General features: G+C 45.6%; 22 protein-coding genes and 1 other RNA gene. 11 read left to right on the forward strand and 12 right to left on the reverse strand.

Annotated features, from left to right (window positions below; genetic code table 11):
• The first annotated feature begins 123 nt into the window (after positions 1 to 123).
• Positions 124 to 882, forward strand: a complete 759-nt coding sequence (locus VMX18_04460; GenBank protein HUT22613.1) for a helix-turn-helix domain-containing protein — start codon at positions 124 to 126, stop codon at positions 880 to 882.
• A gap of 17 nt (positions 883 to 899) precedes the next feature.
• Complete coding sequence (locus VMX18_04465) at positions 900 to 1652, forward strand: hypothetical protein (GenBank protein ID HUT22614.1); 753 nt, start codon at positions 900 to 902, stop codon at positions 1650 to 1652.
• 158 nt (positions 1653 to 1810) lie between these two features.
• On the opposite strand, the gene VMX18_04470 is transcribed toward VMX18_04465, so the two are convergent.
• Positions 1811 to 2083 carry a hypothetical protein gene (locus VMX18_04470; GenBank protein ID HUT22615.1) on the reverse strand — a complete coding sequence of 91 codons (273 nt, stop codon included), beginning with the start codon at positions 2081 to 2083 and terminating at the stop codon, positions 1811 to 1813.
• A 178-nt stretch (positions 2084 to 2261) separates the two neighbouring features.
• Between VMX18_04470 and VMX18_04475 the strand changes: the two genes are divergently transcribed.
• Both VMX18_04475 and VMX18_04480 read left to right on the forward strand, forming a co-directional pair.
• Positions 2262 to 3353, forward strand: coding sequence for a glycosyltransferase (locus tag VMX18_04475; protein HUT22616.1), 1092 nt, complete (start codon positions 2262 to 2264; stop codon positions 3351 to 3353).
• A 9-nt stretch (positions 3354 to 3362) separates the two neighbouring features.
• Complete coding sequence (locus VMX18_04480) at positions 3363 to 4499, forward strand: glycosyltransferase family 1 protein (protein HUT22617.1); 1137 nt, start codon at positions 3363 to 3365, stop codon at positions 4497 to 4499.
• 306 nt (positions 4500 to 4805) lie between these two features.
• On the opposite strand, the gene VMX18_04485 is transcribed toward VMX18_04480, so the two are convergent.
• Complete coding sequence (locus VMX18_04485; GenBank protein ID HUT22618.1) at positions 4806 to 5057, reverse strand: hypothetical protein; 252 nt, start codon at positions 5055 to 5057, stop codon at positions 4806 to 4808.
• A 241-nt stretch (positions 5058 to 5298) separates the two neighbouring features.
• Between VMX18_04485 and VMX18_04490 the strand changes: the two genes are divergently transcribed.
• Genes VMX18_04490 through VMX18_04500 form a run of 3 tightly spaced genes read left to right on the forward strand, consistent with a single transcriptional unit; the run spans position 5299 to position 10964 of the window.
• Positions 5299 to 6423, forward strand: a complete 1125-nt coding sequence (locus VMX18_04490; GenBank protein HUT22619.1) for a glycosyltransferase family 1 protein — start codon at positions 5299 to 5301, stop codon at positions 6421 to 6423.
• Between the two features lie 2 nt (positions 6424 to 6425).
• On the forward strand, positions 6426 to 8948 hold the full coding sequence (locus tag VMX18_04495) for a DUF4012 domain-containing protein (GenBank protein ID HUT22620.1): 2523 nt from the start codon (positions 6426 to 6428) through the stop codon (positions 8946 to 8948).
• Between the two features lie 3 nt (positions 8949 to 8951).
• The gene (locus tag VMX18_04500) at positions 8952 to 10964 is read left to right on the forward strand and encodes a hypothetical protein (GenBank protein ID HUT22621.1); all 2013 of its coding nucleotides are present in this window, start codon (positions 8952 to 8954) and stop codon (positions 10962 to 10964) included.
• A gap of 69 nt (positions 10965 to 11033) precedes the next feature.
• Here the strand turns inward: VMX18_04500 and VMX18_04505 are convergent, their stop codons facing one another.
• The 10 genes from VMX18_04505 to secG form a co-directional block, all read right to left on the reverse strand.
• Positions 11034 to 11210, reverse strand: a complete 177-nt coding sequence (locus VMX18_04505) for a hypothetical protein (protein HUT22622.1) — start codon at positions 11208 to 11210, stop codon at positions 11034 to 11036.
• Between the two features lie 1217 nt (positions 11211 to 12427).
• Entirely contained in the window at positions 12428 to 12769 is a 342-nt protein-coding gene (locus VMX18_04510; GenBank protein HUT22623.1) for a hypothetical protein, read from the reverse strand.
• Positions 12770 to 13659: 890 nt separating this feature from the next.
• Positions 13660 to 15087 carry a sugar transferase gene (locus VMX18_04515; protein HUT22624.1) on the reverse strand — a complete coding sequence of 476 codons (1428 nt, stop codon included), beginning with the start codon at positions 15085 to 15087 and terminating at the stop codon, positions 13660 to 13662.
• Between the two features lie 83 nt (positions 15088 to 15170).
• Positions 15171 to 15931: RNase P RNA component class A (gene rnpB / locus VMX18_04520), an RNA gene on the reverse strand.
• Between the two features lie 65 nt (positions 15932 to 15996).
• Positions 15997 to 17373 (reverse strand): adenylosuccinate synthetase, encoded by a 1377-nt coding sequence (locus VMX18_04525; GenBank protein ID HUT22625.1) that lies wholly within the window; start codon positions 17371 to 17373, stop codon positions 15997 to 15999.
• A 102-nt stretch (positions 17374 to 17475) separates the two neighbouring features.
• A complete protein-coding gene (locus VMX18_04530) occupies positions 17476 to 18078 on the reverse strand; it encodes a hypothetical protein (protein HUT22626.1) in 603 nt (200 codons plus the stop codon).
• A gap of 3 nt (positions 18079 to 18081) precedes the next feature.
• Positions 18082 to 19065: a tryptophan--tRNA ligase gene (gene trpS / locus VMX18_04535; protein HUT22627.1), complete on the reverse strand. Its 984-nt coding sequence runs from the start codon at positions 19063 to 19065 to the stop codon at positions 18082 to 18084.
• Between the two features lie 260 nt (positions 19066 to 19325).
• Positions 19326 to 21059 carry a ribonuclease J gene (locus VMX18_04540; protein ID HUT22628.1) on the reverse strand — a complete coding sequence of 578 codons (1734 nt, stop codon included), beginning with the start codon at positions 21057 to 21059 and terminating at the stop codon, positions 19326 to 19328.
• Between the two features lie 177 nt (positions 21060 to 21236).
• Positions 21237 to 23096 (reverse strand): ABC transporter substrate-binding protein, encoded by a 1860-nt coding sequence (locus VMX18_04545; protein HUT22629.1) that lies wholly within the window; start codon positions 23094 to 23096, stop codon positions 21237 to 21239.
• A 17-nt stretch (positions 23097 to 23113) separates the two neighbouring features.
• Complete coding sequence (secG, locus tag VMX18_04550) at positions 23114 to 23335, reverse strand: preprotein translocase subunit SecG (GenBank protein ID HUT22630.1); 222 nt, start codon at positions 23333 to 23335, stop codon at positions 23114 to 23116.
• 95 nt (positions 23336 to 23430) lie between these two features.
• Here secG and VMX18_04555 point away from each other — a divergent pair, with 95 nt between their 5' ends.
• The 4 genes from VMX18_04555 (at position 23431) to VMX18_04570 (ending at position 26416) form a co-directional block, all read left to right on the forward strand.
• Positions 23431 to 24114, forward strand: coding sequence for a DsbA family protein (locus tag VMX18_04555; protein HUT22631.1), 684 nt, complete (start codon positions 23431 to 23433; stop codon positions 24112 to 24114).
• Positions 24101 to 24661, forward strand: a complete 561-nt coding sequence (locus tag VMX18_04560) for a 2-oxoacid:acceptor oxidoreductase family protein (protein HUT22632.1) — start codon at positions 24101 to 24103, stop codon at positions 24659 to 24661. Before VMX18_04555 ends, VMX18_04560 begins: the two co-directional genes overlap by 14 nt.
• Before the next feature lie 61 nt (positions 24662 to 24722).
• Positions 24723 to 25001, forward strand: a complete 279-nt coding sequence (locus VMX18_04565; protein HUT22633.1) for a 4Fe-4S binding protein — start codon at positions 24723 to 24725, stop codon at positions 24999 to 25001.
• Positions 25002 to 25315: 314 nt separating this feature from the next.
• Positions 25316 to 26416: a transketolase C-terminal domain-containing protein gene (locus VMX18_04570; GenBank protein HUT22634.1), complete on the forward strand. Its 1101-nt coding sequence runs from the start codon at positions 25316 to 25318 to the stop codon at positions 26414 to 26416.
• Positions 26417 to 26421: the final 5 nt, after the last annotated feature.

The following is a 26421-nucleotide window of genomic DNA, read 5'->3' on the forward strand; positions in this document are numbered from 1 at the left end:
CGTTTTTGGGTGGAACCGCCATGCAGAGACGCGTCATGGCGCGTCTCTGCATGGCGGTTCTTTGTTTTCGTAAATTTATGATAAAATAAAGTTGACTGATATTTTGTAAGTTTTTAGAAAATTATGCAACTGATTCAAGATTTGCAAGCTCTGGGGTTAAATGACAAGGAGGCCAGAGTCTACGTATCCGCTTTGCAGCTCGGACTTGCCACGGTTCAAGATCTGGCCGAAAGCGCGGAAATCAACAGAACCACCACTTATAATCATGTGCGCAATTTGATTGAGCGGGGTATGATTGTTTCCCATGAAAAGCAAGGCAAGATTTTTTTCGTGGCGGAAAAGCCTGAAAATTTTTACAAATTGATTGAGGCCAAAGAAGAAGAAATCAAAAAGCAGCAGCAAGTCTTTTTCGACATGCTGCCCGAGCTGAAGGCCTTGTATAATATTTCTCTGGAAAAACCCAAAATCAGACTTTTTGAAGGACTGGAAGGCTTGGAAGAAATGCAAAGGGACATTTTATACAGTCGCGAGCAAGTCATGTTCGGTTTTTATTGTTTGGATTTAGTCTTCGACGTTTTTCCCGATATTTACAAAAATTATTCCAAGCTCAGAGTTAAAGAAGGCATCAGGTCTAAAATCATTTACACCAAAAAGGCGGGGCAAATGTATTTCGAAGACGATGTCACGCGCCTGCGTGAGCGCAGGTTCGTGCCTTACGATTATTTTCCGTTTCAAAGCGACGTGACCATTTACGGTAATAAAATCGCGATCGCTTCGTTAAAAAACACATTGCACGGTATAATTATAAATAACGCGAAAATTGCGGAAAGCTTCAAACTTCTTTTTTCGCTGGCCTGGGAGGGCGCTAAAAAATATAATTAATATGGGCTGCGAATAACATGCACAAATTGAAAACACAATTGATGGAATTCGGACTTTTCGAAAAAGAAGCCGAAGCTTATTTGAAATTGTTGTCGGCCGGAGAAGCGAAAATCAGCGAATTGGCCGCTTCGCCGGATGTTCTCGGGAGTTTTTTGGTGGCTTTGGATTCATTGGCCGACAGAGAATTGATCTTAAAAAATAAAGTCGGAGATGTTTTTTATTATCAAGCCAAAGACCCGGAACATGTGCTGGCCAGTCTTCAAGAGAAAAAGGCCAGAGCCGAATTAAGCCGCGATAAAATCGACAAGGTGATGCTTAATTTGAATTGGCTTTATACTCAATCCGGAGGCAAGAAAGAAAAAGCGGCCGGAGTTTATCAAGGTTACGAAGGCGTGCTGGAAATCAGAAAAAAGATTTTTGAAAAAAAACACCAGAATATTTACAACATCACGTCGCTTCACCAATATTTGCCCAGAGCGCATGTGGAATCCATGCTGGAGAACGTCAATGAATCTTATTTGGCCATTGTGCCCCAGCGCGATGAAAAATATTTGAAGGAATTGGACGGCTTAACCGGTAAAAATTCCAAATTAAAAATCAAACTCGCGCCTGACGCCATGTGGCCGGATAAATCGGAGGTTTTGATTTTTGGAGATTACGTCGCTTTCGGCGATATTGAAGATGAGCAAAGATTCGTTTTAATTCAAAACGAACTGGTGGCGCAAAACATGAAAACCATGTTTGAAAATATGTGGAGCGATTTAAAATAAATGTCCGGGAATCGTCTTTGGCGATCCCCGGAATTGACGCGCGCCGAATTTGCGATTTCGGTAAAGGCCGCAGTGAAAGATTCCTTTCCCGCCCCCTTTCAGTGCCGGTACTTGGAACCTTTCGGGCACCAGATCGGTTGGGGTTTTAGCCCTGGTGGCTACCGGTTTTTGAATGCCAGCAGCACGCACAACCAATAGACGATCGCCACGCGCTTTGCGATTTCGCGTTTGCGGATGTCCATGGCGGTCCTTTCCCAGCCTCCGCCGGACAAGCCGGCGCTGCCCGCTCTAAAGCCGCCCTTGGGCGACGACTCGGCGGCCACGTAGCGGGAGAGAGATTGTCTCTCCGGCGTACCGGTTAAGGCCTCCTTTCCGGCTTCGGTTGTGCGATTGGCAACTTTGCCCGGCACAACGGATTTTTCTGGGTCCATTCCTAGACCCTCAGGACCTCGGAGCTCACTTGAATCCTCCTGTCGATCTGGGCGCACGTGTCTGTATTATTATAACATAAAAAAGCGTAAAAATTCGCAAAAAAATGCTCATTGGGAGTTGTTTTTATTTTTGGAGTAATTGCGGTATAATGTTTGTGCTAAAAACTTTCTGAATATTATGAAAATAGCGCTTATTCACGACAATTTGGTGCAGGAAGGCGGAGCTGAAAAGGTGCTGGCCGCCTTGTGCGAGATGTTTCCGGAAAGTCCGGTTTTTACCTTGGTACATAATAAAAATAAGACTCAGTCTTTTTGGGGCAATAAAGAAATCAGGACGTCTTTTCTTCAAAAATTGCCTTTTGGCGTCAGCAAATTTCAATGGTTTTTAATGTGGATGCCCGCGGCTACGGAAAAGCACGATTTGAGCGAGTTTGATTTGATCATCTCCAGCTGTTCGGATTTCGCCAAGGGCGTCATTACCAAGCCGACCGCCAAGCACATCTGTTATTGCCACACGCCCACCAGGTATTTGTGGATTGAAAGCCAGAAATACGTGGACACTTTGAGAAAAAATAGCTTGGTGAAAAAATTCCTGCCCATTGCCTTGAGCAAATTGCGCTTATGGGACAGAATGGCCGCTGACAGAGTGGATGTCTTCGTGGCCAATTCCAATGTGGTCGCGCAAAGAATAAAAAAATATTACGGACAAGACAGTCGAGTTATTTTTCCTCCGGTGGAAACCTCCAAATTTTTCATCAGCTCTCGGCCCAAAAAATATTTTTTGGCCGGTGGCCGGTTGGTGCCGTACAAAAGGTTTGACTTGGCCATTACCGCGTTCAATCGACTCAATATGCCGCTGAAAATATTCGGCGACGGTTCGGAAAAAAAGAATTTGATGAAACTGGCCAAAAACAACATTGAATTTTTAGGTAAAGTTTCGGATTCTAAAAAGGCTGAACTTTTCGCGGACAGCAAAGCGTTCATCAATCCGCAGGAAGAAGATTTCGGCATCACCAGCATCGAGGCCATGGCCAGCGGCCGTCCAGTAATCGCTTTTCGAGCCGGCGGCGCGCTCGACACGGTCATTGACAATGAAACCGGAATTTTTTTCGACAGGCAAAATTGGGAAGATCTCGCTTATCGCGTCCTGAGCTTTGACGAAAAATCGTTTGACCCTGAAACGATCAGAGCGCACGCTCAAAATTTCGATTTGGAAATATTCAGGAATAAAATGAAAGAATTGATTTCCAGCCAGCCGCTAATGGATTAACGATCCGATATGAAAAACATCGCCATCGACGTTCGGTGCCTCCTGGAGGAGCGGCTGACCGGCGTCGGAGAATACACTTTTAATCTTTTAAAGTCGATTTTCGATATTGATCGCAATAATCAATATTTTTTATTTTACAATCAAAGCGAGCCGTTTTTGGGGCATATTAAAAAGCTGGAAGCTGAAAACGTCACGCTCTGCGGATTCAAGATTCCCAATAAATTTTTGAATTTGTCGCTAGGGGTGTTCGGCCGGCCTTTTTTGGATTCGCTGGTCGAGACTCAATGCAAGACTAAAATTCATCAGTTTTTTTTCCCCAACATCAATTTTTTGTCGGTATCCCCGCTATGCAAATATATGGTCACTTGCCATGATTTATCTTTTGAAATTTTTCCGTATTTTTTTTCAACCAGACAAAAATTATGGCACAAGGCGGTCAGGCCAAAAAGAATCTTCGAGCGCGCGGAAAAAATAATTTCGGTTTCCGCCAACACTAAAAAAGATTTGATTCAAGAATACAATTTGAACCCCAATAAAATAGAGGTTATTCATTCGGGCATTGATATTAATTTGGACAAGTCAAAAAACGGAGAAATAAAAAGAAAATACGATTTGCCCGAGCGCTACATTTTGAGCTTGGGCACTCTGGAGCCCAGAAAGAATATTGAAACGCTCATCCAAGCGTTTGCCATGCTCAAAAAGCAAACCGAGGCGCCTCACAAATTGATTATCGCCGGCGGCAAAGGCTGGAAGTACAAAAAGATTTTCGAGCTGGCCGCGAAAACAGATTTGGCCAAAGATATAATTTTTATCGGCTACATTCCGGCGTCGGACAAACCCAATATTTTGGCGCTGGCCGATGTTTTCGTTTATCCGTCTTTTTACGAAGGTTTCGGTTTTCCGCCCATTGAAGCCATGGCTTCGAGATGTCCGGTTATTTCCAGCCATGTGGCCTCGTTGCCGGAAATTTGCGAGAACGCGGCGCTGTTGATCGATCCTTACAGCATAGTGGATTTGTTTTTCGCCATGAAGGAAGTTTTGCGAGACAAAAATTTGAGAGTCAGTCTGATCGGCAAAGGGTTCGTGCAATCTTCGAAATTTTCGTGGCCGGAAGCGGCGGAGAAATTTTTAAAATTGATAAATTAATGCTACGGATAGTTAATTCTAATAGGACAAGCTATGTTTGGGTGTAATCGTTTGCTACGGATATGAACTTCCAAATAGCTTGGCTATGCGAATAAATTTAAAATAGCGACAGCATGGCTGAAGCTATTGTCGCGGGCGCTCGGCCTGCGCGGCGATGCGCGCGAATTCTTCGTATGTGTTGAATCCCATGACGACCATGCGGTGGTAAGTATCGCCGTTGTCGTCCGCGTCAGCGAAGATGTGCGGAGATGAGTCCGGCGTGATTCGTTCTACCCACGCCTGAGATCCGCCAGGGAATGACTGAATTCAGGTTTGCGCGGCATGAGCGTTCTCCTTGCCGTTGGCCAGGGCGTTGTATTTGTTGATGCCCATGATAACAGCCACTTCGCGGCCGTTTTCGCAGATGAAGCTGATGGGCGCTTCCGGTCGGCAGTGTTGGGGGAGCCTCTCCCGCAACTTGTCGATCGGAGTTCTGTCTCGGATAATGTCGCTTGGCATGGCGTCCTCCTTGGTTGATATGATAAAATTAGCATAGGACGGCGGGATTGACAAATTCATGGATCACATATCATGGAGCACATAGCACGTATCATGCCTGCCCGCCGTAGCTTAAGAGCGAAGGCGGGGATCACCTATCATGAAACAAAAGAACATGAGACGGAAAAACAGAGAAACAAGGCCGACGCTGTTGTCATCTCGACCGAAGCGGAGAGATCTTTTCCTAATTCTTCGGAATAGATTTCTCCATCCCCAATTTCTAATTTCCGGTTTCTTATTACCCATTATTGTTAAATAAATTATGCGCATAGGCATTGACGCTCGAATGTACGGCAGTCAGCAGACCGGCATCGGCAATTACATTAAAAATCTGACCGAGGCGCTTTTTGAAATCGATCGAAAGAACGAATACGTTTTGTTTTTGAGAGAACCGCAATTTTCCGAATATCAAATCCCTTATGCGAACGTTAAAAAAGCCAAAGTCACCCCGCGTTGGTACGGTTATGGAGAACAGCTGATTTTGCCTTTTCAATTGATGAGGGAAAAAATCGATATCATCCATTTCCCGCATTTTAATTCTCCGCTTTTTTATTTCAAACCGTCCGTGGTCACCATTCATGATGTGACCCCTTATCACTTCCCGGGACATCGCATGTCGTCATGGCTTCGGCGAGCCGGATTTCGGCTGATTTTCAAGAATTCGGTCAAAAGAGCCCGCCAAGTCATCTGCGTGTCGCAAAGCACAAAAAACGATGTGATCAAGTATTTTCACGTTCCTGAGGATAAGCTGTTGGTAACTCACCTGGGGGTAAAAAAGCATTTTCGAAAAATTGAAAATCATGGTATAATAAATAAGTTGAAAGAAAAATACGGGATAAAAAAGCCCTTCATTTTTTACGTTGGCGTGTGGAGAAACCATAAAAATTTGCCGGGCCTGCTGAAAGCTTTTCAATTGCTTAAAACGCGATACAAATTGGACTATCAATTGGTGCTGGGCGGCAATGAAGATCCTCATTATCCGGAGGTTCGCCAGACTTGGGAAAAATTGGGTCTGGCCAAGGACATTGTTTTGCCCGGATTCATTCCGGAAAAGGAATTGCCTCTTTTTTACAATGCCGCGGCCGCTTATGTCATTCCTTCGTTCATCGAAGGATTCGGTCTGATCGGCATTGAAGCCATGGCCTGCGGCGCGCCGGTCGTTTCTTCAAACACCAGCAGTTTGCCCGAAGTTTTGGGAGACGTGGCCGAATATTTCAATCCCGAAGACGAAAATGAAATGGCGCGAAAAATATTCGAAGTTTTAACGGACAATGACAAGCGTTCAAAAATGGTTGCCAAAGGGTTTGAACAAATAAAAAAATATTCGTGGGAAGATTGCGCTCGAAAGACGCTGGACGTTTACGAACGGATTTATAAAAATAAATAATTATGGCAAAGTCGGCCAAAATAAAAAAAACAACCGGAGTCAAAAAAGCTAAAATAAAAAAACCGGTTGAAAAAGCTTCGGCCAAAAAAAATTCGGCGAAAAAAACGGTTAAGAAAAAAATCGCGGCCAAAACAAAACCGGTCAAATCCAAAAAAAGGGTTGTGACAAAAAAAAGGACTGTCTCGCCGATTAAAGCAAGCAAGCGGACAGAGCTGGCCAAAAAAGATTCGTCGAAAGAATTGGCCAAATTGATCGCCGGCGAAGCGATGTCTGACATCGGCGCTGATTTTATTTTAAATAAAGCTTCTTTGGAGAAAAAAGACAGGCCGAATGTTTTCGTTTACAATAAACCTCAACCGAAAGTATCAGCGCATTTGCTTGATTTGAAAAACAGAATAGAAATTATCGAGGAAGAGACGGATTCTTTCACGATTTCTCGCGATACTTGCGACGATTTCGCGCCGGTCAAATTATTAAAAGAAGAATTAAGCGAGCAATTCACCAAACCCAAGCTTTTCATTTTGCCGCTCGGCTGGGTAAAGGCTTTGGCCGGATTTATTGTTTTTTCATTGATCGTGGCCGGTCCCATTCAAGCTTTCGGCAATTATTATAAATTGAATAAAACTAAAGAAAGCGTGATCGGCTTGGCCACGGGCGGTTTGAATGATCTGAAAACGGCTCAGGACAGCGCGGCCGGGAAAAATTTGGCGAAAGCGGGACAATATTTCAGTAGCGCCGGCGGCAATTTCAGTTCTGCAAAAGAGCAATTGGACGATATCAATGTTTTGCTCCAACCGATTTTGAAAATGATTCCCGTCGAAGGCAAGACTCTCGGAGACGCCGAGAATTTATTGATCGTGGGAGAAAATTTATCGGTTTTGGGCCGATCGATCTCGGAAATATTCGATTTTTTTTACAATGACTCGTCGTCAATCACGGTAAAAATCGCCCGCATTAAGGAAGATAGCGCGAATCTTTTGCCGATCGCCGAGGAGACCGCGGAAAAAATAAAAAAAATAAATCCGAACGCGGTGCCGGAAGAAAACAAAGAACAATTCGAACAGGCCAAAGAATTGATTGAAAAATTCGTCGCCGATTTGAAAACGATAGATTCATTATCCGATTTTTTGCTGGAAGTTCTCGGCGATTCGCAGAAAAAAAGATATTTGGTGGTTTTCCAAAACGATCGCGAGCTCAGACCGACCGGAGGATTTATAGGCAGTTACGCGATGGTGGACATATATCAAGGCGAAATTAAGAATATCGACATGCCCGGCGGCGGTTCGTATGATTTGCAAGGCGGCTTGCTGGAAAAAATCATCCCGCCAAAGCCCCTTTTATTGATCAATAATCGTTGGGAATTTCAGGATTCGAATTGGTTTTTCGATTTTCCTTCTTCCGCGCGAAAAATGGCCTGGTTTTACGAAGCGGCCGGCGGACAGACCGTGGACGGAGTCATCGCGATCAACGCCGGATTGATCGAGGAATTATTGGCGTATTTGCCGCCGATCGATTTATCGGAATATGGCAAATCAATCAATGCCGACAATTTTATTGACGAGATTCAAAAATCAGTGGAACTCGAATACGATCGGTCGATAAACAGGCCAAAGCAGATTTTGTCCGACATGGCGCCGAAATTTCTTGAAGCCATTTTTGAGGCCAAAGAAAATAATTTGATGAACATCGCTCAAACCTTGAACCGGAGTTTCGCGAAAAAGGACATCATGATGTATTTGGACGATCCCGAGATGGAAACGGCGGTCATGGATTACAATTGGGCGGGCGAGGTAAAGGAAACGTCCATGGATTATCTGGCCGTGGTGGCCGCCAATATCGGCGGTCAGAAAACCGACGGGGCGATCAAACAAGACATGGAATTGGTTTCGTCAATCGACAATCGCGGATTCATTATCAATCATTTGACCGTTAAAAGACGCCATAACGGCTCGCCGGACAATGTTTTTGAGAACGCGACCAACAGAGTGTATTTGAAAATTTACGTGCCTCAGGGCAGTCAAATCATTAATTCCTCAGGTTTTTCCAAAATTGATGCCGGAGAATTTTTTCCATTGGCCGCGGGCGCGAAGCAAGACGAGTTTTTGTCCGATGAAGAAAGATTGATCGGCGTGGACAAATTATCCGGCTTGCAAATTTACGAAGAAGAAGGCAAAACCGTGTTCGCTGATTGGGTGGAAACTAAAGTCGGCGAGGAGTCGCAAATTGAAATTTCGTACATGCTGCCTTGGCAATTAACCATGCCGGAAAAGTCCGAGGGCCTCGGCGCGATTTTCAATTCGCTTTTCAAAAAAGATCAAGAAGCGAATTATTATTCTTTGCTGATTCAAAAACAATCGGGCGCGAAAAGCCGGCTCAGCGCTTCGGTGATATTGCCGGGCAAACAACAAATAACTTGGACATACCCTCAGGATTTTATTTTGGACGGTAAATCAAAAGGAACGTTAAACGCGGATCTGGACACCGATCAAATGATCGGTTTGGTATTCGAACCTCAAAAAAACTAAATTATGATCGATAAAAAATCGTACAATCAAGAAGAAAAAAAAGACAAAGGCAAAGAAGCCGTTGAGTCGGCCGATAAATCGGGAAGATTCAGCAGAAAAGAAAAAAAACAGTCTAAAAAAAGGCATGGGTTCAGTTTTTTTTCCAAACCTTCGAAAGCCATTGAATCGATAGCCTCGATTTACAAGCAAACGGACGAATTGTTTAAAAATAATGCGCCGATTGACGGTGAGGTTAAGGAAGAAGAGCAAATCCTGGCGCAGATCATGGAAAAAAGAAAAATCAGAAGGAAAAGAATGATAATTTTTTCGGCATTGTGCGGATTGGCTATTATCGCCGGAGCCAGCGTGTTCGGATTTTTCGTTTTCAACAAGCGCCAGCAATTTTCCGAAGATAAAATAAATATTGAAATTCTCGGTCCGTCCGAGGCGATTATCGGCCAGGAAATTTCATATCTGATTAATTATGAAAATAAAGGAAATATTGATATCGATGACGTCAATGTTTTTATCAAATTGCCCCAGGGTTTTGATTTGATCGAAAAAATACCTGAGACCGATGGCACCAATTGGCATTTTGACAAATTGAAAGTGGGGGAATCCGGGCAAATAAAATTAACGGGTAAGCTTATTGATCGAGCTGATTCCGAACAAAAAATGGCCGTGACTTTGAGCTATCAGCCGGAGAATTTCAGCTCCGAATTTTCCACGGGTGAAAATTTTTACACCCAGCTTCTGCCCGCGGAAATAGACACTGAGGTTTCCAGTCCGGAAACGGCCGCGCCCGGGCAAAAAATCAATTTGGTTATTTCTTATCAAAACAATTCGGAGAACGATTACGATAAATTCATTTTGAAACTATCGGCGCCGGCTGATTTTCAAATGCTGTCCAGTCAGCCCCAGGCGACGAATAACGAATGGCTGATAGAAAACATCGGCGCCGAATCGGACAAGCAAGAAATATCGGTCGAGGGCAAATTCGGCGAAGACTTGAATTTGGCCGAAGTCGAAATTGAGCAAAAATTTTCTTTGCAGGTTTTGTATCCGGGCAAGCTCGATAATAAGTTTTTGCAAAAAGAAGAGGGATTTTCCATCAGGCTTTCGGATGAAGAAATTTTCACCTATTTGATCATCAACGGCAAAACGGAAAACAGCAACACTTGTTTCGGCAATGATTTAACCGGCAGTATTATTTTCAAAAACACGGGCGATAAGTCATTTGAAAATTTGACCGCGAAATTGATCATCGAGCAATCACCCGTGGACGTGCTGGATTGGCAAAATTCCAATTTCGCCGGCGGCGTTAAGGCGAATATCGAAAACGGCAAAGAAATAAAATGGAGCCTTTCCGGCTTGCAGGCCAACAGCGAAAAAGTCATTGATTTTAAAATCCCGGTGGCCAAGCTGAGCGCTTTGAGCGATTTTTCAAATGACAGTCTTTCCGCGCAAAAGCTTAAATTCCATTCGACCCTGTCCTTTCCGGATGAAGCTCGAACAATCGACAGCTCAGCGCTCGAAATAGGTTTGAACAGCGATTTGAAATTGGGCATCAAGGCTTTGTATTATGACGCCGAGGGCAATGCCTTGGGCTCAGGGCCTCTGCCGCCGCAAGCCAATAAGAAGACGGAATATGTGATTTATTGGGATATTTCAAACAATTTGCATGAAATAACGGACATAAAAGTCAAAACAAAATTGGCCGAGAAAGTCAGCTGGGTGGGCGAGCAAAAAATTGGCGTCGGACAAATGAATTTTAACGCGGACACAGGTGAAGTGGTTTGGGAAATAAACCGGTTGCCCAAAAATATCAATGAGTCCCACGCCAATTTCAGAATCGGCTTGCGACCGCTTTCGGAAGACATCAGCAAGCTGATGAAATTGACCGAGACGACCACCATTGAAGCCAAGGACGCGGTGACCGGGGAAACGATCGTCATGTCGCTTAATCCGATCACCAGCAATTTGGAATTCGATGACAAGGGCAAGGAAAAGGGAGTGGTGATACAAGAAATAGAATAACGCAAAATAAATTCCAAGTTCCAAATATCAAATGTATTAAAATAGCGGAAAGCTTGTCTTTTCGCTATTTTATGATAATTGTTTTTTTACTTCCAATTTGGTTTGCCTGCGATTGTATGTTTTTTTGCTGGCTATCTTTTTCGTCGGCCGATGCAAAACGCCGGATTTTTTGCGGGTTTTTCGGCGAAGGCTTTTGATTTTTTCTCCGGGAGAATCGTAAATTTTAACAATGATTTTCTTTTTCATAAAATTTTTTGTTTTGTTGAATTAATTATATCATGAATTTATTTTCGGCGCGCGGGCGTCCGGGGGCGGCCGCCCTCGGACGTAGAGACGCGCCATGGCGCGTCTCTACAACGCGCGTTCGCGCGTTCGTCCGCGCGCCAAATCAAAAAGCGGCCATGAAAGCCGCTTTTAGATTAGCATCAACCTGCCATTTTACCCGATCAAGATGCTGTTGCCAAAAAACTGGATAGTTGGAGAGAGATTTAAAGAACATCTATCTCGTTTTTGGCAAACAGTATGCTGACAGGGTAAATCGCTCGCGAATCCTACCCGAATTTAACTATACGATGTATGACTTATTACTTGTAACTTCAAATCGTTAATTAAATTCGGGTAGGCGGGAAAAACTAGTTTGTTTTTCCCACCGGCTTCACCACTTACGGTAGGTTACACCGCCTTGCTTTGCTGGCGAGGCTGACGAGGGCCGGACACACGTATGCCCGGGAGCGGTTATTAACGGATCTCTCCGTCACTCCAGAGAAAGGCTACACCCCAAGGATTACTCCCCGAAAGGTTCACCAGCCCGTTGGAGCCAACCGCTGCGCAAAGTCCCCCGGATGGACAATCAGCGCTGTCGCGCCTTCTTCACGTCGGGCGCCCATCACGGTCATACCCAACGCTGCCTCATTATGAGCATCTCTACTCCATCTCCTTGTAGATTGCCCTTGCCATGGAACCGGTCTTCGAAATTAGTGAAGACCGTCCCCCAAGTTTTTTATCTTGTTACACAACTCCTATGGCCGGCCGTTTTTCAAATAGGTCCGGCTTGTTCGAAGCGTTGCAAGGGGTGGGGACTCTTCAGGGAGAGATCCCCTGTGGCGGATGAGCGATGGACCCTTTTTGGCGTTGGAGCTGAAAGCTCCTGGGTCCTGCGGTCGCGTGTCGCGCGACGCTTCATCCGCCGTTTCCGGTCCGGCCATCCTGATGGCCGGCTAGCCTCGTTCTGGGCGCACCCGGCTAGCTGGGCGCGTTCTTTATGAGCACTGATACTCTCCTTTCTCGGTGATAAAGAATGAGCGCGCGCTCCCTTAGCCTATTTGGCCGAAGGAGCCGCCGTACGCGCTCAGCCAGCCTGAGTCTCCAAGTTAATCTTCGAAAATCAGGTTGGCCGGAGACGTCCTAGGTGAGGTTGTCTCCGATGGGGGAAAGAACGAGGAGGGGTGGGGTGGGGGAAAGGGTTACTTCTTCTTGCTCTTCTTGCCCTTCTCCTTACGAGCCTGGGACTGCAGCCCGGTCTGGCCCGACTCGGAGCCCTTGCTCTGGAGTCGGATCTCGCGATCGTTGTCGGCCCGCGCCTTGCGCCGCGCCTCCTGGTCCGCCGGCCGTCCCTTGCGGACGCCGCCGGGGCGGTTGAATTCCATTTTTCGGCCCCCGCTCCAACTGCCCCAGGGGGAGCTGACGGAGGATCGTCGGTTGCACTCCTCGATGCGCTTGAGCACGAGCGGTGGTGGCTCCACGGAGACGAGCACGCATTTCGTCTGGGTCGGGGTGGGATCGGATTCTTTCGTGATCGCAACCATGTTCATTCCCTCCTTGGGGTGGGGTGGTTGTGTGTCCCTGAAACTACGATGTAGATGAGCGTGCTAAAGAAAGATTTGAAGGGTCATATAAATTAATAATTACCCTTGTCTTTTTTAGCTTTCTCTCTCCTCTACATCCCGGTTTCAGCGACTCTTTAAGGAAAAAAATAGACAGAAAAGATTCTGCCAGATCGCGAATCACAGCTTCGCGATAGCCTTGAACGAAAATTATGCTTTGTTCAGGGCTTGGCTGACTCTCTCCCAAAAGTCCGCTTGGTTTTCAAAGTTTCATTGTGACTTGGTATTATATCATAATTTAATGAATTTGTCAAGCGTGGACGTAAAAAGGATTCATATTTTATCTAAAATTACATAAATCAAGAAGGATTATTAAGAGATGGCTTGTTTCGTCTCGCGCATTTGGCGCTTCGACGACCCACTTTTTGACGCCAAAAAGTGGGCAACCTGCCTGCCGGCAGGCAGGAAAGCGCTGGGGGAAAATGATTCGTAAAGCGACAATTTAATGTTAACAATCTCGCGACGGCTCAGCATTTTCCCCCAGACCCCCGGTGCTATCCGCGCGTGATTCGTCGATATTAGGACTTTTGCCTTTTATCTGCCTCATTGTTTTACCAAGGTTCGATTTTAACCGGCCAAAGAGGCAGGTAGCCGGCTACCTGCTTTTGAGAAATTAAGGAACGCTGAGGAGACCCCTGACGAATGCAAGGGGACGACGAAGCGAACCGGACGTTAGTCCATAACCTGCCCCCCGACCTTTAAAATAAGCAATAAAAAGGGAGGGGGGACAAGGGGGGAGGGTTAAAATTATGAGGTTTCATGGCATAAAAAAAGCCGCCCCATTCGGGGCGGCTTGAAATTGACGTTTATTATTAAATGGCCGATAAACCTTTTAGCACCACCCATGGCGTTTTCAAGAAAATCCACAAATCAAGGCGATATGACCAATTTTCAATATAATAGATGTCCATTTTTGCTTCTTCGTCAAAGGGCAGATCCGATCGTCCGCTGATTTGAGCCAGACCCGTTAATCCGGGTTTTATATCCAAGGTTCGAGTTTGCTCCTGAGAATAATTGGCCACTTCTCGGGGCTGATGAGGACGCGGGCCGACCAGGCTCATGTTGCCGATCAGCACATTGAAAAATTGCGGCAATTCGTCAATGCTGAACTTTCTGATGAATTTGCCGACCTTGGTCACTCGCGGATCTTTTTTGATTTTATACAACGCGCCCCGCGACGCCCGTTGTTCCTTGATCAATTTATTTTCATACTCAAGCGCCTTTTTTCCGGCCTTGGTATTTTCATCCGTGCTGAATTCATTGTACATGGATCTGAATTTGTAAACGAAAAATTTATTGCCGTATTGTCCGACCCTTTCATTTTTGTAAATTATCGGGCCGCGCGACGTGATTTTAATGGCCAGAGCTGTCAACAATAAAATGGGGGAAAGCAGTAGCAATAAAATGAATGAGAAAACAATGTCCGCGGTTCGCTTAATGATTTTTCTCCAGCCGTCGAGCGGAGTTTTTTTGATTTCAATCACGGGAATGCCTCCGATCATGTGGGATTCGATGTTCGTGGACCTGGCCTCAAAAGGGCCTGCCGCGTATTTGAAAACGATGTGATTGTATTTGGCGAAATTCAAAAGTTTGATGGAATCTTTTCTGGAAATGTTGGGATCGGATTGAATGATTTCGTCAATGAAATATTTTTTGTGCCATTCGACCAACTTGTCGAAGGCCGTCGAATCGATTTCTTTGATTTGTCCGATGATTTTGAGTCCGAGCGAAGATTCCTTGTTTATCGTGTCTTTGATCGTCTGGGTGTACGCGTTATAGCCTACCAGCACGACTTTGTTAGTGCCCCAGCCCGTTTTGTACAAATGATTTTGAATCATTCTGATGATAAATCTGCCCAGCACGATATAGACAATGCTCAATATCCAGGCGGCCAGAACAATGAATCTGGATTCAAAGAGTTCTCGCACGAAAAACATGTAAATGATAATGGCGGCCATGCCCGTGGAACAAGCCATGAAAATGCGCGCCAATTCATCGGTCAAGGTCGGTTTTTTGAAATTGTAAAGTCTGCTTATAAAGAAGAAAAGAATCCAGACGACGGAGACGACGAGCGCCGCGATAATGTATTTGTCAAAAGGCAAATCAAAAATTACCGGTCTTATCTCGGTAATTTCTTGCTTGAATCTTAAAAAATACGCGGTAATGGCGGCCAGCAACAATAAAATATAGTCTGTCGCCAACCTAATAAGGACGAAAATTAATTCGGATTTTTTTATCATAGCATGGGTTTTATTGGAAGATAAATGACTACTATCATTATGCCAGTTTTATCGGTGTCTGGCAATGTCATTTGGCTTCCAATGATCTAAATAAGCCTGTAAGCCGAATTCTGTGGCCTCCGCCAAGAATTCGAACGGCAGATTTTAGAACCTGTCGGCCGAAGCCTTGGCGAAGGTCGATGACCATCTATCTAGGTCCGACATTGCTGCCGGACTCAAGCGAGCTACCAAATTTGCTCTTGCACCTGATAGGGTTTACCACGCTTGGACGTTGCCGTCCAAGGAGAGAAGTATGATTTAAATGGTCACGTGAACAATTTAACTTTTTTTCTTCTCACTTTTCACCTTTGGCCGCGAAGCGGCCACCCTGAGTGAGGAGCAGTGCGACGAATCGAAGGGTGTAGATGTATCCTTCGACTCGCTATGCTCGCTCAGGATAGTCGCTTCGCGACTAGTATAGTCTCTGTGGCACTGGCCGTCGGCCGAGTTTCTTTCGACCCTATCTCAGAAATAATTTTCTATTCAATTGGCGAATTTAGGCTGCAAATTGTTCAAAACTCGTCACCATAATAATCATATTATGCTTCTTCGTCTTTCACAATTTTCGCTCTAAATTCGCTCAATCTCATTACGAAACTTATGTCTGAGATAGGGTCTTGTTATCTCGGCATCGCCCGGACGTTATCCGGTATCATTTTTTATGGTGTTCGGACTTTCCTCCCTCCTTCGCTCCTTGCTGCGCTCGAGCTTCGAAGGGCAAGCCCTCTTAGTTTGCGAGGGGGGTTGCCGTTCTTGGCTTCAAACAAAGCAAGGAGCGAAGAAGAGCGGTCATCCGGCTTATTCAGATCAATGAAATTATAGCAAAAAAATGATGAAATGTCAATGGTAATTTAAAAACCGCCAGCATGGCTAGCGGTTGAGGAAGTTACGAAAAGCGTCGGTCACGACCATCTGCTCGAGGCGCTCGCCACAAGTGATGATGCCAAGCTGCGCGTCCGGGAAGTGTGAGGTCGAGGAATTTGTGACTCCAAGCAGGAAGTCCTGCGCCTCGTCCGGCAGTTGACTGAAACTTCTGGCCGCGCCCGTCCCGCTTTTCCAGCCGTTGAAATTGACAACGTCGGGCTCGCACAGGTCCCAGTCAGCAATGCGAGCGGGCGGGTACGCGAAGCGCTCGCCGCGAAGTTGCCAGGTATCCACGACCGGGATTTTAGGTTGACTGTCGAGCACGTCCAGTTTCGTAAAGCACAGGAAGTTCGGCGCGCAGAGCCGAATTCCTTGTCGAAGGAGCGGGAGATTGAGCGGGCCGCAACGTCGAGGGCGTCCGGTGGTGACGCCGAATTCCGCGCCGCGTTGTCGCAGAGACTCTCCGGTGTCGGATTTGTCTTCGCCGGGAAAAGGCCCGCCGCCGACTCTGGTGGCGTAGAGCTTGGATACTCCGATCGTGAACGCGATGTCCATTATCGTCAATCCCGCTTGCGCGATCAGGCCGGCTGCGGTCGTTGATGACGAAGTGACGTACGGGTACGTCCCGAACAGCCGATCAAGCAGAGCTCCTTGGCCCGGTTCGATCAGGCCGATGTCGCCGTTGCGTTTGATTTCATCGATTACTCGTAAGGTGTCCGTGACGCGACCGCCCAGCTTTCGGACGGAGTCAATGACATTGTCCACTTCGCATTTTTCTTCGGGCCGGCCGCAGCCGCGCAAGATGGCGTTGGCGAGGTCGTACGCCAGCTTGAGCCTCTGTTCAGCTTTGTCGCCGCTCTCAAGCAGTTCAAAGAATGTCGGTCCGACCCGGAATGCCTGCATGGCGTAGGTCGGGCCGATGCCGCTGCCCGTGGTGCCGATACGGTCATTGCCCATGAGAATTTCGATGGCCGCTTCGACCGAACGATAGATCGGCAAAACGACTTGAGCGCGACCGTCGATCAAGGTTGGCGAGACGTTGACTCCTTGGGCGCGCAGGTCCGTCATTTCTTTTTTCAGCGCGACTGGGTCGATGACCATGCCAGCTGCCAAAATGGCCGTGATGTCGGGATCGAACACGGCCAGCGGCAGGTAATGGCTTTTTTGGAGTCGACCGAAGCTGTCTCTGTACGAATGGCCGGCATTGCCGCCGCCATTGGGCCGAATGGCCCATTTGATGCGCGGGTTGTGGCTCTGCTTCATCAGCTGAGCCAGACGCAGAGAGACAGACCCTTTGCCGTTGTCTCCGAACGTCAAATCGGAGAGTAAAATGAACCTGCCGCGAAGATTAGGCATCATGGCCTCTCTTTCTTTGTATGTCATTGCCCATGGAAAGTTTAGAAGCTTTGAGGAGAAAAGTCAATCATTGCGCAATTAAAAAACAAGCCCTATTTTAGGGCCTGTTTTTGATATATTGAGCTTTTTTTACGCTTCCGGGTATTTGGTGATATCGATTATTTTGCCGTCGTCATCCATTAAGATAATGACTGTCGGCTCCATGTCAGTGTCATTGGGAAAGGCTTGAACTTCCCACATGTAATGATAATCAAGTCCGTTATATCTCAGCAAAGAAACGATCACTATCGCGTCCGGGTTGGCCGCTTTGAAAGCGTCGATTTCGCTTTTAGCCAGATTATAGATGGCCGGGCTGTCGGTCTTTAAGGCTTCGCCGCCTTGCTGTTCATAAGAACATTCGCCTTGATCGGTCGAGCTGACGACCATTTCTTGCTTGACCGTCAGATATTTGATTTTGTTTTGCGATGGCGAGCAATAGTAGAAGAACCAAGCGTTGCTCGTGCCTTCTTCATTGAGCGGCGATTGAAAAGTCTTTTCCACGACCGCGTCGGACGCCCATTTTTTCGCTTCAAGGTCGGCGACTTTTTTGGCTTCCAAGATGGTCATCATGGTTTTTCCCGGAGTCACCACTTCAGGTTGCGCTGTTTTGTTTACAACCGGAGTTTTTTCGGCGCAAGCCGCTCCCGAAAGAACCAGAGCCGCCATTGCTAAAACGAAAATTGCTTTTTTCATAGTTTATTCGTTAATTATTAACCCTATGTTTTTTTTGACTCTCGCTAATGTTTTTTCGGATATTTTTTTCGCTTCGCGCAAGCCTTGTCCCAGAATTTTTTGCGCTTCTTTATCATCGACGTTTCTCATTCTTTCTTGAATCGGAACCAGGAATTCTATGATTTTTTCAGCCAAATCTTTTTTGAATTCCGAATAAGCCGCGCCTTTGTACTTTTTTTCAATTTCTTTGATTTCTTCCCCGGAAACCAGATGGTAAATGGTCAGCAAGTTTGAAAGCGCGGGTTTGTCTTTGGCATAAACGATGTCAGAACCGGAATCAGTGACCGCTTTCATTATTTTTTTTCTGACGACTTCCGGCGTATCGGTCATGGCGATGTAATTCAATTCGGATTTGGCGGACTTGCTCATTTTTTGGGTCGGATCGTCAAGTCCCATGACGCGAGCGCCTAATTTCGGCACGATCGGTTCGGGAATTTTGAAGGTGTCGCCGTAAATTTTATTGAATTTTTTGGCGATTGTTCTGGTCAATTCCACGTGCTGGATTTGGTCCTCTCCCACGGGCACGACATCAGTGCCATAGAGTAAAATGTCGGCCGCCATCAGCACCGGATAATCAAACAGGCCGGTATTGATGTTTTCTTTGTGCTTTTGGGACTTGTCTTTGAATTGCGTCATGCGCTCCAGCTCGGCCATTGGCGTGATGGTGTTTAATATCCAGGCCAGCTCGGCGTGCTCAGGCGCTTGCGATTGAATGAACAGTGAGCATTTTTTAGGATCAAGGCCGGCGGCGAGATAGAGCTTTGCCAAATTATAGGTATTTCTTTTCAGCTTTTCCGGATCTTGATAAACCGTCAAAGCATGCAAATCAACGATGCAAAACAAACAATCATACTCATTGATGAATTTGATCCAATTTTTGATGGCGCCGAAATAATTGCCCAGATGAATTACGCCGCTCGGCTGAATGCCGCTGAAGACTCTTTTCATATTACGAATTATTACTTCTAATAAGCTAGCCTTGGTTTTAGGTTTTGTGAATCGTTACGAATGATTACAAATACGTTTATGTTACGAATTACAATATTCTATTTAGCTTTCAGGTTATTTGTTACGAATTACAATATTCTCAGGCATAAAGCTATAGGTGAATGTAATTTGGAAAAATGCTCCATGATACGTGATCCATGATCTATGGTAACGTCTCGTAATAATATTTTACCAAATCCAAGCCTCATTTGTCGAGGAAATTAAACTTCAATGACCACGGGCAAAATCATGGGTCGGCGTTTGGTTTTTTTGAACAAAAACGCGCCGATTTCATTTCTCAGCCTGTTCTTTATGTCATTGGCATCTGCCGGAGTGTTGTCGTTGTTGTCCTTGGCTATTTTTTTCACCAGCGCGCGAGCCGCTTCGACCAATTCTTTGCTTTCTTTCATGTAAATGAAGCCTCTGGAAATAATATCCGGACTGCCGATCAGCGCGCCCGATCTTTTGCTGAGGGTGGCGATGACGACAAACATGCCGTCTTCCGACATTTGTCGGCGATCGCGCAAAACTATATTGCTGACGTCGCCCACGCCCAGTCCGTCAACCATGACGTATTCGGTGGGCACTCGTTCTTTGGTCAGATTTCCCTTGGCTTGCCCGCCTTGTCTGGCGAATTCAATCACTTGGCCGTTATCGGCCACCAGAATGTTTTCTTTGGGCATGCCCAGTTGTTCGGCTATGTCGGCGTTGGCTTTGAGCATGTAGTGATTGGCTTCGATTGGGATATAATATTCGGGTTTCAATAATCTGATCATCATTTTCAAGTCTTCTTGCATGGCGTGTCCGCCGGCGTGGACATCCATCAATTGGTAATGATAAACCTTGGCGCCTTGTCTGGCGAAGGTATCCTTTAAGCTTTGGATGGTCCTTTCATTTCCGGGAATGACCGAAGAAGAGAAAATAATCGTATCGCCTTTGGCCACGGTCAGGAATCGATGATCGTTGTTGGCGATTCTCATCAAAACGGCATTGCTTTCTCCTTGCGCGCCGGTGCCGACGATCACTTGCTTGCTCTGCGGCAATTTCATGAAGTCATTTTGTTCGACAATGGTGCCGGGTTTTATTTTCATGTAGCCAAGTTCGGTGGCGATGTCGACGTTGGAGATCATACTGCGGCCGTCGAGATAAATTTTTCTGCCGAGCTTTTCGCAAATACTGATGATTTGCTGAACGCGATTTAATGACGAAGCGAATGTGCCCACGATAATTCTGCCCGGCGCGTCCGCGAATATTTTGCTGATATCTTCCGATACTTTGCTTTCGGAAATTTGATAACCCGGTTTTTCCGCGTTGGTGCTGTCCGCCATCAACGCCATTACGCCTCTGGCGCCGAATTGGGCGATGCGGTTCAAATCCGCGGGCTTGTCGTTGATCGGGTTAAAGTCGATTTTAAAATCTCCCGTGTGAATGATATTGCCGACCGGCGTCGAAATGAACACGCCGAAGCTGTCCGGGATATTGTGATTGACTCTGAAAAATTCGACTTTGAATTTGCCCAGCTGAATGGCGTCCTTTTCCGGATCCACCATTTGAATATTGAGTTTGCCGGTGTGAAATTCTTCATGCCGTTTTTGAATGATGCCGGCCGTGAGCTTGGCCGTATAGATGGTGGGGTTGCCGAGCTCGGGAATAAGATAAGAAACGGCCCCAATGTGATCATAATGGCCGTGAGTGATTATCACTCCTTTGATTTTTTTCACTTTGTCTTTCAAATAAGTGATGTCGGGAATGATAAAATCAATGCCCGGCATGTTTTCTTCCGGGAATTGCAAACCAAGGTCAATGATAATAATGTCATTGCCGTACTCGATCGCGGTCATGTTGCGGCCGACTTCTTCGAGTCCGCCGAGCACGATGAGCCGCAGTTTGTTTAAGCTGGGTCTGGGGACCCATCTTTTTCTGGCAGAAGGGGCCTGTGTTGTTTTTTGTCTCATAATGTTTTTTATGGAAGTTAAATAATTACAAATAATTAAATCCGTTAGGACAAGCTTGATTTTGGTTCTAAGAATTAATTACAAATAGTTACGAACAAACAAATTTATAAATTAGGAAAGTAATAAGTAATTGAAAAGGTGGTAGCTGTTTAGGTGGCTATCTAAAAAGCTAAGAAGCTACTGGTTTGAAGATTTCCATTTCCTCTTCGTGTTGACGTACCATTCGCTGATTTTAGCGAAGCGATGCGCCGGAGTGATAATTTGATGAGTGGTCAGCCCGTTGATTTTTTTGCTTACCGGATAAGTGTAGGTGGTATTGAACAAGAAAATCGCCGGAGCTTCTTCCGTAAGTATTTTTTGGAATTCAATATAATTTGTTTCCCGCTCTTTCGGATCCGTTACCGATCTGGCGTCTTCCAGGAATTTGTCGGCTTTCGCGTTTTTAAAGCAAGACAAGTTAAGTCCCGGATGCTTGCATTGGTCCGAATGCCAAAACGGAAACGGATCGGGGTCTTGCCCCAGAATTTCTCCGTAAAGCAGCATTTGATATGAGCGATCTTTGATGACGTTTTTTTGAATTTCATTGACGTCCAGAATATTGAGGTTTACTTTGACGCCGATTTGTTGCCAATACTGTTGAATATGCTTGGAGATTTTTTCGAAATCGGTTTGATTGGGCGCGGTGAGCGTAAATTCAAGGTATTCAGCGCCTTTTTTTCTGACTTGAAACGGATACGCTTGCTCGGAATCCTCGTTTTGATAATCGGTCAGCGCCCAACCCGCGTCATCCAGGATTTTTTTAGCTTGCTCGATGTTGAAGTCGTATTTTTTGATATCTTCGGTATAGCCGATATAGCCGGGCAGAATCGGGCTGTCAATAACAACGGCTGAGCCGGCGTAAACCGCTTCGGCCAGTTGCGGCTTGTCAATGGCATAGGCCAGCGCCTGTCTGATGTTTTTTTCTTTCAACGTTTTGTTGTCTCCGCCGACGTTTATGAAAATGGAAACATATTGCGGCAATGCGAACTCATTGAAATTAAGCCCTCGATTATTGAAAATTTCGGATTTGTATTTTTCGGGCAAGTAGCTGATGCCTTCGATTTTTTTGTTGTTGATCGCGTCAATGGCGGAATTGAAATCCGGATAAAATTTAAAAGTTAATTTATCGATCAAAGGCGAAGTCCCATGGTACAAGTCATTTCTGATCAAGCTGACGCTTTTGAGCGAGCCGTTGGTTTCTTTGGTCAAAGATTTTATTTTGTAAGGCCCGCTGCCCACCGCCTTCAAATTCGCCTCGGCCAAATTGGTGTTGCCCGCGGGAATGTCCAGCCAGACATGTTCGGGCAAGATGCCGAAAGTCAGGGATTCCGCAAAGGGCGCGAAAGGATTTTCCAGCTTGAATTTTATGGTGGAGTCATCTATTTTTTCCGTGGTGACGCCGGCAAAGTTGAAAATCAGAGGGCTTTTCGTTTGTGGATCCTTGATTCTTTCAATGGTGAAAATCACGTCGTCGGCCGTGAGTTTTTCGCGGTCATCCCAATATAAGTCAGGTTTTAATTTAAGAGTATATTCTTTTTGATCTTCGCTGATTGTCATGTTTTCTGCCAAGTCATTGGCCAGGACCTGTCCGGGTTCGAATTTCAAAAGTCCGGAAAATAGTAAAAAAGAAAGATCCAGGTCGACATCGTTTGTCTGCGCGAGAATCGGGTTGATGTATTTCGGCGCTCCCACCAATCCTTCCGTGTATTCGCCTCCGGGAGCCGCGACCAGTTCTGAATGAGTCATATAAACGTTGCCGGCCAAAGTCAGCCCGCAAATCGTCAAAACGCCCAGAAGAATTTTTATCGCCATTGATTCTTTTTTGGAAAAAAACTTGGAGATGTATTTCAATTGTTTTAAAGACGGAACCGCTTTTGATTTATTCAAATCTTGCACCAGCTTTTGATCGATCTGGGTTTGATATTGCGCTTGTTTCAGCCGTTCCCGGCGTTTTTTATCGTTTTTACCACGATAAAATTTGTGAAAAAAAACATTCACAAAGTGTCAGTTTATTTTTAGAGAATGATTTGAAGGAAAGATGTTCCCAGGAACAGTATCGATAGAGCGATGGTGAGATTGAATAAAGTTTTTTCAATGCCTCGCTTGGTTCTGTACACGGCGCCGCTGCCTCCGAATACTCCGGAAAGGCCGCTGCCGCGATTTTGCAATAAAATAACGATCATCAGCAAAACGCTGATAACCATTTGCGAGATAATGATTATGTTTGAGTAATTCATATGATATTGACAGCATATATTGAAAACGCGTTTTTGTCAATAAGGTGAAAAAACGGTTTTGGGGAACTTTTTAAAAAGTGCTATAATATCAACTGATGAATACCGAACAAAAATTGCGTGACAGACAGTGGTTTAAGTTGGCCATGATTGTATTGGGCGTTTTTTTAGTCATCATGCTTGTCGAATTGAAATTGCATAATCCTTTCGAAAAAATCAAATTGATAAATCAATCGTCGAATGAGGAAATTCTCGACATGACGAGCGTAGTTACTTCAAGCGATCCTTTCCTGGGCAATGAACAAGCCAAAATTCAAATAGTCGAATTCGGAGATTTCGCTTGTCCGTATTGCCGGCAGGCCGCGCCGATCATGCGATCATTGATGGCCGAGTATCAGGATAAGGTTTTTTTTCAATTCAGGGATTATCCGGTGGTGACGACCGAGTCGATGTGGCTGGCCATGGCCGCGGATTGCGCTGACGAGCAGAATAAATTTTGGGCTTTCTCGGACAAGCTTTTTCAAAATCAAGGAGAGGTCAGTGAAGAAACCATTTATAATTTGGCGAAAAGCGTAGGCTTAGCCACGGACAGATTTAAAAATTGTTTGACAACACAGAAATATAAAAGCGAGGTGGTCGAAGATTTCAATGACGGAGAAGCTTTGAAAATTGAAGGCACGCCCACTTTTTTCATTAACGGCAGAAAAGTCAAAGGCGTCCCGGACGCCGAAATTTGGAGAAGTCTTTTGGATGAGCTGATCTCCTTATATGAAGAAAATTAATATGAGAGAAATAAGAATACACGGTCGAGGCGGACAAGGCACGGTGACCGCGGCGGAACTTTTGGCCATGGCGATTTTTCATGACGGCAAATATTCCCAAGCATTTCCATTTTTTGGCGTGGAGCGCCGAGGCGCGCCCGTTGAAGCTTACGTTAGAATAGATGATAAGCCGATCAGATTGCGCAGTCAGGTTTATGCCCCCTGTTTTTTAATAATTATGGATATGAGTTTGGCCGAATTGCCGCAAGTGTTTCATGGAGTGAAAAAAGACGCTATGGTTTTGGTCAACAGCGAAAAAAAATTGAAATTAAAAAATTTCAAAGTTTTTAATGTGCCGGCCACGTCCATTGCCTTGGAAGCCATGGGCAATCCGCTTTTGATAAACACTTCTTTAATGGCCGCTTTCGCCGCCATCACCGGTTTGGTCAAATTCGATTCTTTGGTCGAAGCGGTCAAAGACAGGCTCGCGCATAAAGGCGAAGAGGTGATTAAAAAAAATATCATTGCCATGAAGGTGGCGAAGAAATATATTGAGGAGAGCTTGTAGCTGGTAGGGTGTAGCTGGTTAGGTGGCTACCTAATAACCTAATAAGCTACAAGCTAATATTATGAAGAACAAATTATCCACAAAACCCGGCACAACCAAATTGAACAATACGGGCGATTGGCGGACTTATAAGCCGGTGGTTGATCATAAGCGTTGTATCGCCTGCGGCGTTTGTTCCCGCGTTTGTCCGGAAGGGTGCATTTTTTCAGTGGGAGAAAAAATGCTTCAAAAAGGCGGTAAAGTTTTTTTCGAACACGATTTGGACTATTGCAAGGGCTGCGGTATTTGCGCGGAAGAGTGTCCGGTCAAGTGCATTGAGATGGTTCGGGATAAATCATGAATCATGGATCATGAAACGAAAGAATATGAGACAGAAAGACAGAGAAACAAGGCCGACGCTGTTGTCATCTCGACCTCTCGACCTTGCTCGGGGCAGGCCGAAGCGGAGAGATCTTTTCCTAATTCTTCGGAATAGATTTCTCCAACCCCAATTTTTCCGCCAAAGGCGGATCCGCCTCGGGCGGATAATTTCCGGTTTCCGGTTTCCGGTTTCTCATTACCATACATCACATTTGTAACTATTCCTGCCTGCGGCAGGCAGGCGTAAAAAAATAAGGCAAAGGCAAGCTAATTAGTTTTAAGAATTCGTAACGTATGAAAAAATGCATCGAAGGCTCCGAGGCCATAGCCGAAACAATCAAACTCTGCCGGCCGGAAGTGGTGGCTGTTTTTCCGATTACGCCGCAGACTCATATAATAGAGCATTTGGCTCAATATAAAGCGGACGGAGACGCTGATTATGAATATATCAGAGCGGAGAGCGAGTTTTCCGCGGCTTCCATTATTTTGGGCGCGGCCGCCATGGGCTCCCGCGTTTACACGGCTTCCAGTTCGCAAGGACTGCTTTTGATGACTGAGGTGATTTACAATATCGCGGGCATGCGTTTACCCGTGGTCATGACCGCGGCCAACAGAGCCATTTCGGCGCCGCTGAACATTTGGAATGATCAACAAGATGTCATGCCGTTTCGGGACGCGGGTTGGCTGATGCTTTTCGCGGAAGACAATCAGGAAGCGGTTGATTTTCATTTGATGGCTTATAAAATAGCGGAAAGATTTTCTTTGCCGGCCATGGTTTGCGTGGACGGCTTCGTATTAACGCATACCTTTGAAACCGTTGATTTGCCTTCAAGCGCTGAGGTTAAAAAATTTTTGCCGCGATTTTCTCCGAAAAAAAATTCGGCTTTGGACGTGATTCGGCCGGTAAGTTTGGGGTGTTTTGCCACGCCGGACGATTATCAGGAAATCAGACTGGAATTGCACGAAGATTTATTGAAAACAAAAGAAGCTTTTTTATCGGAAGCCGTAAAATTCAAACAGATTTTCGGCCGACAATTGAATGTCTGTCAGTATTACGGCCCGGCAAACGCGAAGACCGTGATTGTTTCCATGGGTTCGGTTTTGGGCACCATAAAAGAAGCGGTTGATGAGCTGAATAAAAAAAGCGGCCAAGTCGGCGTTTTGAAAATTACCATGTTTCGGCCTTTCCCGGAAAAAGAAATTTTTGATATTTTAAAAAACAGAAAAAAAGTCATTGTTTTGGACAAGTCGATTTCTCTCGGTCGCGGCGGAATTTTATTCAATGAAATCAAACAATGTTTGTCAGGATCAAAGGTTGAAGTGAAGGGAGTCGTGGAGGGATTGGGAGGCAGAGATGTGACCATGGGATTTGTTTCTGAGCTTGTAGCTTTTTAGCTTGT

Source organism: Candidatus Bipolaricaulota bacterium (genome assembly GCA_035528115.1).
Classification (GTDB): domain Bacteria; phylum Patescibacteriota; class Patescibacteriia; order UBA11705; family DATKZF01; genus DATKZF01.

Bases quoted from the DNA above. Each gene is read 5' to 3' on its own strand.
- VMX18_04495 (HUT22620.1), top strand. From the start codon at position 6,426: ATGGCAAAGTCGGCCAAAATAAAAAAAACAACCGGAGTCAAAAAAGCT.
- VMX18_04465 (HUT22614.1), top strand. From the start codon at position 900: ATGCACAAATTGAAAACACAATTGATGGAATTCGGACTTTTCGAAAAA.
- VMX18_04555 (HUT22631.1), top strand. From the start codon at position 23,431: ATGAATACCGAACAAAAATTGCGTGACAGACAGTGGTTTAAGTTGGCC.
- VMX18_04540 (HUT22628.1), bottom strand. From the start codon at position 21,059: ATGAGACAAAAAACAACACAGGCCCCTTCTGCCAGAAAAAGATGGGTC.
- VMX18_04475 (HUT22616.1), top strand. From the start codon at position 2,262: ATGAAAATAGCGCTTATTCACGACAATTTGGTGCAGGAAGGCGGAGCT.
- secG (HUT22630.1), bottom strand. From the start codon at position 23,335: ATGAATTACTCAAACATAATCATTATCTCGCAAATGGTTATCAGCGTT.
- VMX18_04460 (HUT22613.1), top strand. From the start codon at position 124: ATGCAACTGATTCAAGATTTGCAAGCTCTGGGGTTAAATGACAAGGAG.
- VMX18_04515 (HUT22624.1), bottom strand. From the start codon at position 15,087: ATGATAAAAAAATCCGAATTAATTTTCGTCCTTATTAGGTTGGCGACA.
- VMX18_04510 (HUT22623.1), bottom strand. From the start codon at position 12,769: ATGGTTGCGATCACGAAAGAATCCGATCCCACCCCGACCCAGACGAAA.
- VMX18_04490 (HUT22619.1), top strand. From the start codon at position 5,299: ATGCGCATAGGCATTGACGCTCGAATGTACGGCAGTCAGCAGACCGGC.
- VMX18_04500 (HUT22621.1), top strand. From the start codon at position 8,952: ATGATCGATAAAAAATCGTACAATCAAGAAGAAAAAAAAGACAAAGGC.
- VMX18_04560 (HUT22632.1), top strand. From the start codon at position 24,101: ATGAAGAAAATTAATATGAGAGAAATAAGAATACACGGTCGAGGCGGA.
- trpS (HUT22627.1), bottom strand. From the start codon at position 19,065: ATGAAAAGAGTCTTCAGCGGCATTCAGCCGAGCGGCGTAATTCATCTG.
- VMX18_04570 (HUT22634.1), top strand. From the start codon at position 25,316: ATGAAAAAATGCATCGAAGGCTCCGAGGCCATAGCCGAAACAATCAAA.
- VMX18_04485 (HUT22618.1), bottom strand. From the start codon at position 5,057: ATGAATTTGTCAATCCCGCCGTCCTATGCTAATTTTATCATATCAACC.
- VMX18_04530 (HUT22626.1), bottom strand. From the start codon at position 18,078: ATGAAAAAAGCAATTTTCGTTTTAGCAATGGCGGCTCTGGTTCTTTCG.
- VMX18_04505 (HUT22622.1), bottom strand. From the start codon at position 11,210: ATGAAAAAGAAAATCATTGTTAAAATTTACGATTCTCCCGGAGAAAAA.
- VMX18_04480 (HUT22617.1), top strand. From the start codon at position 3,363: ATGAAAAACATCGCCATCGACGTTCGGTGCCTCCTGGAGGAGCGGCTG.
- VMX18_04470 (HUT22615.1), bottom strand. From the start codon at position 2,083: ATGGACCCAGAAAAATCCGTTGTGCCGGGCAAAGTTGCCAATCGCACA.
- VMX18_04565 (HUT22633.1), top strand. From the start codon at position 24,723: ATGAAGAACAAATTATCCACAAAACCCGGCACAACCAAATTGAACAAT.
- VMX18_04525 (HUT22625.1), bottom strand. From the start codon at position 17,373: ATGACATACAAAGAAAGAGAGGCCATGATGCCTAATCTTCGCGGCAGG.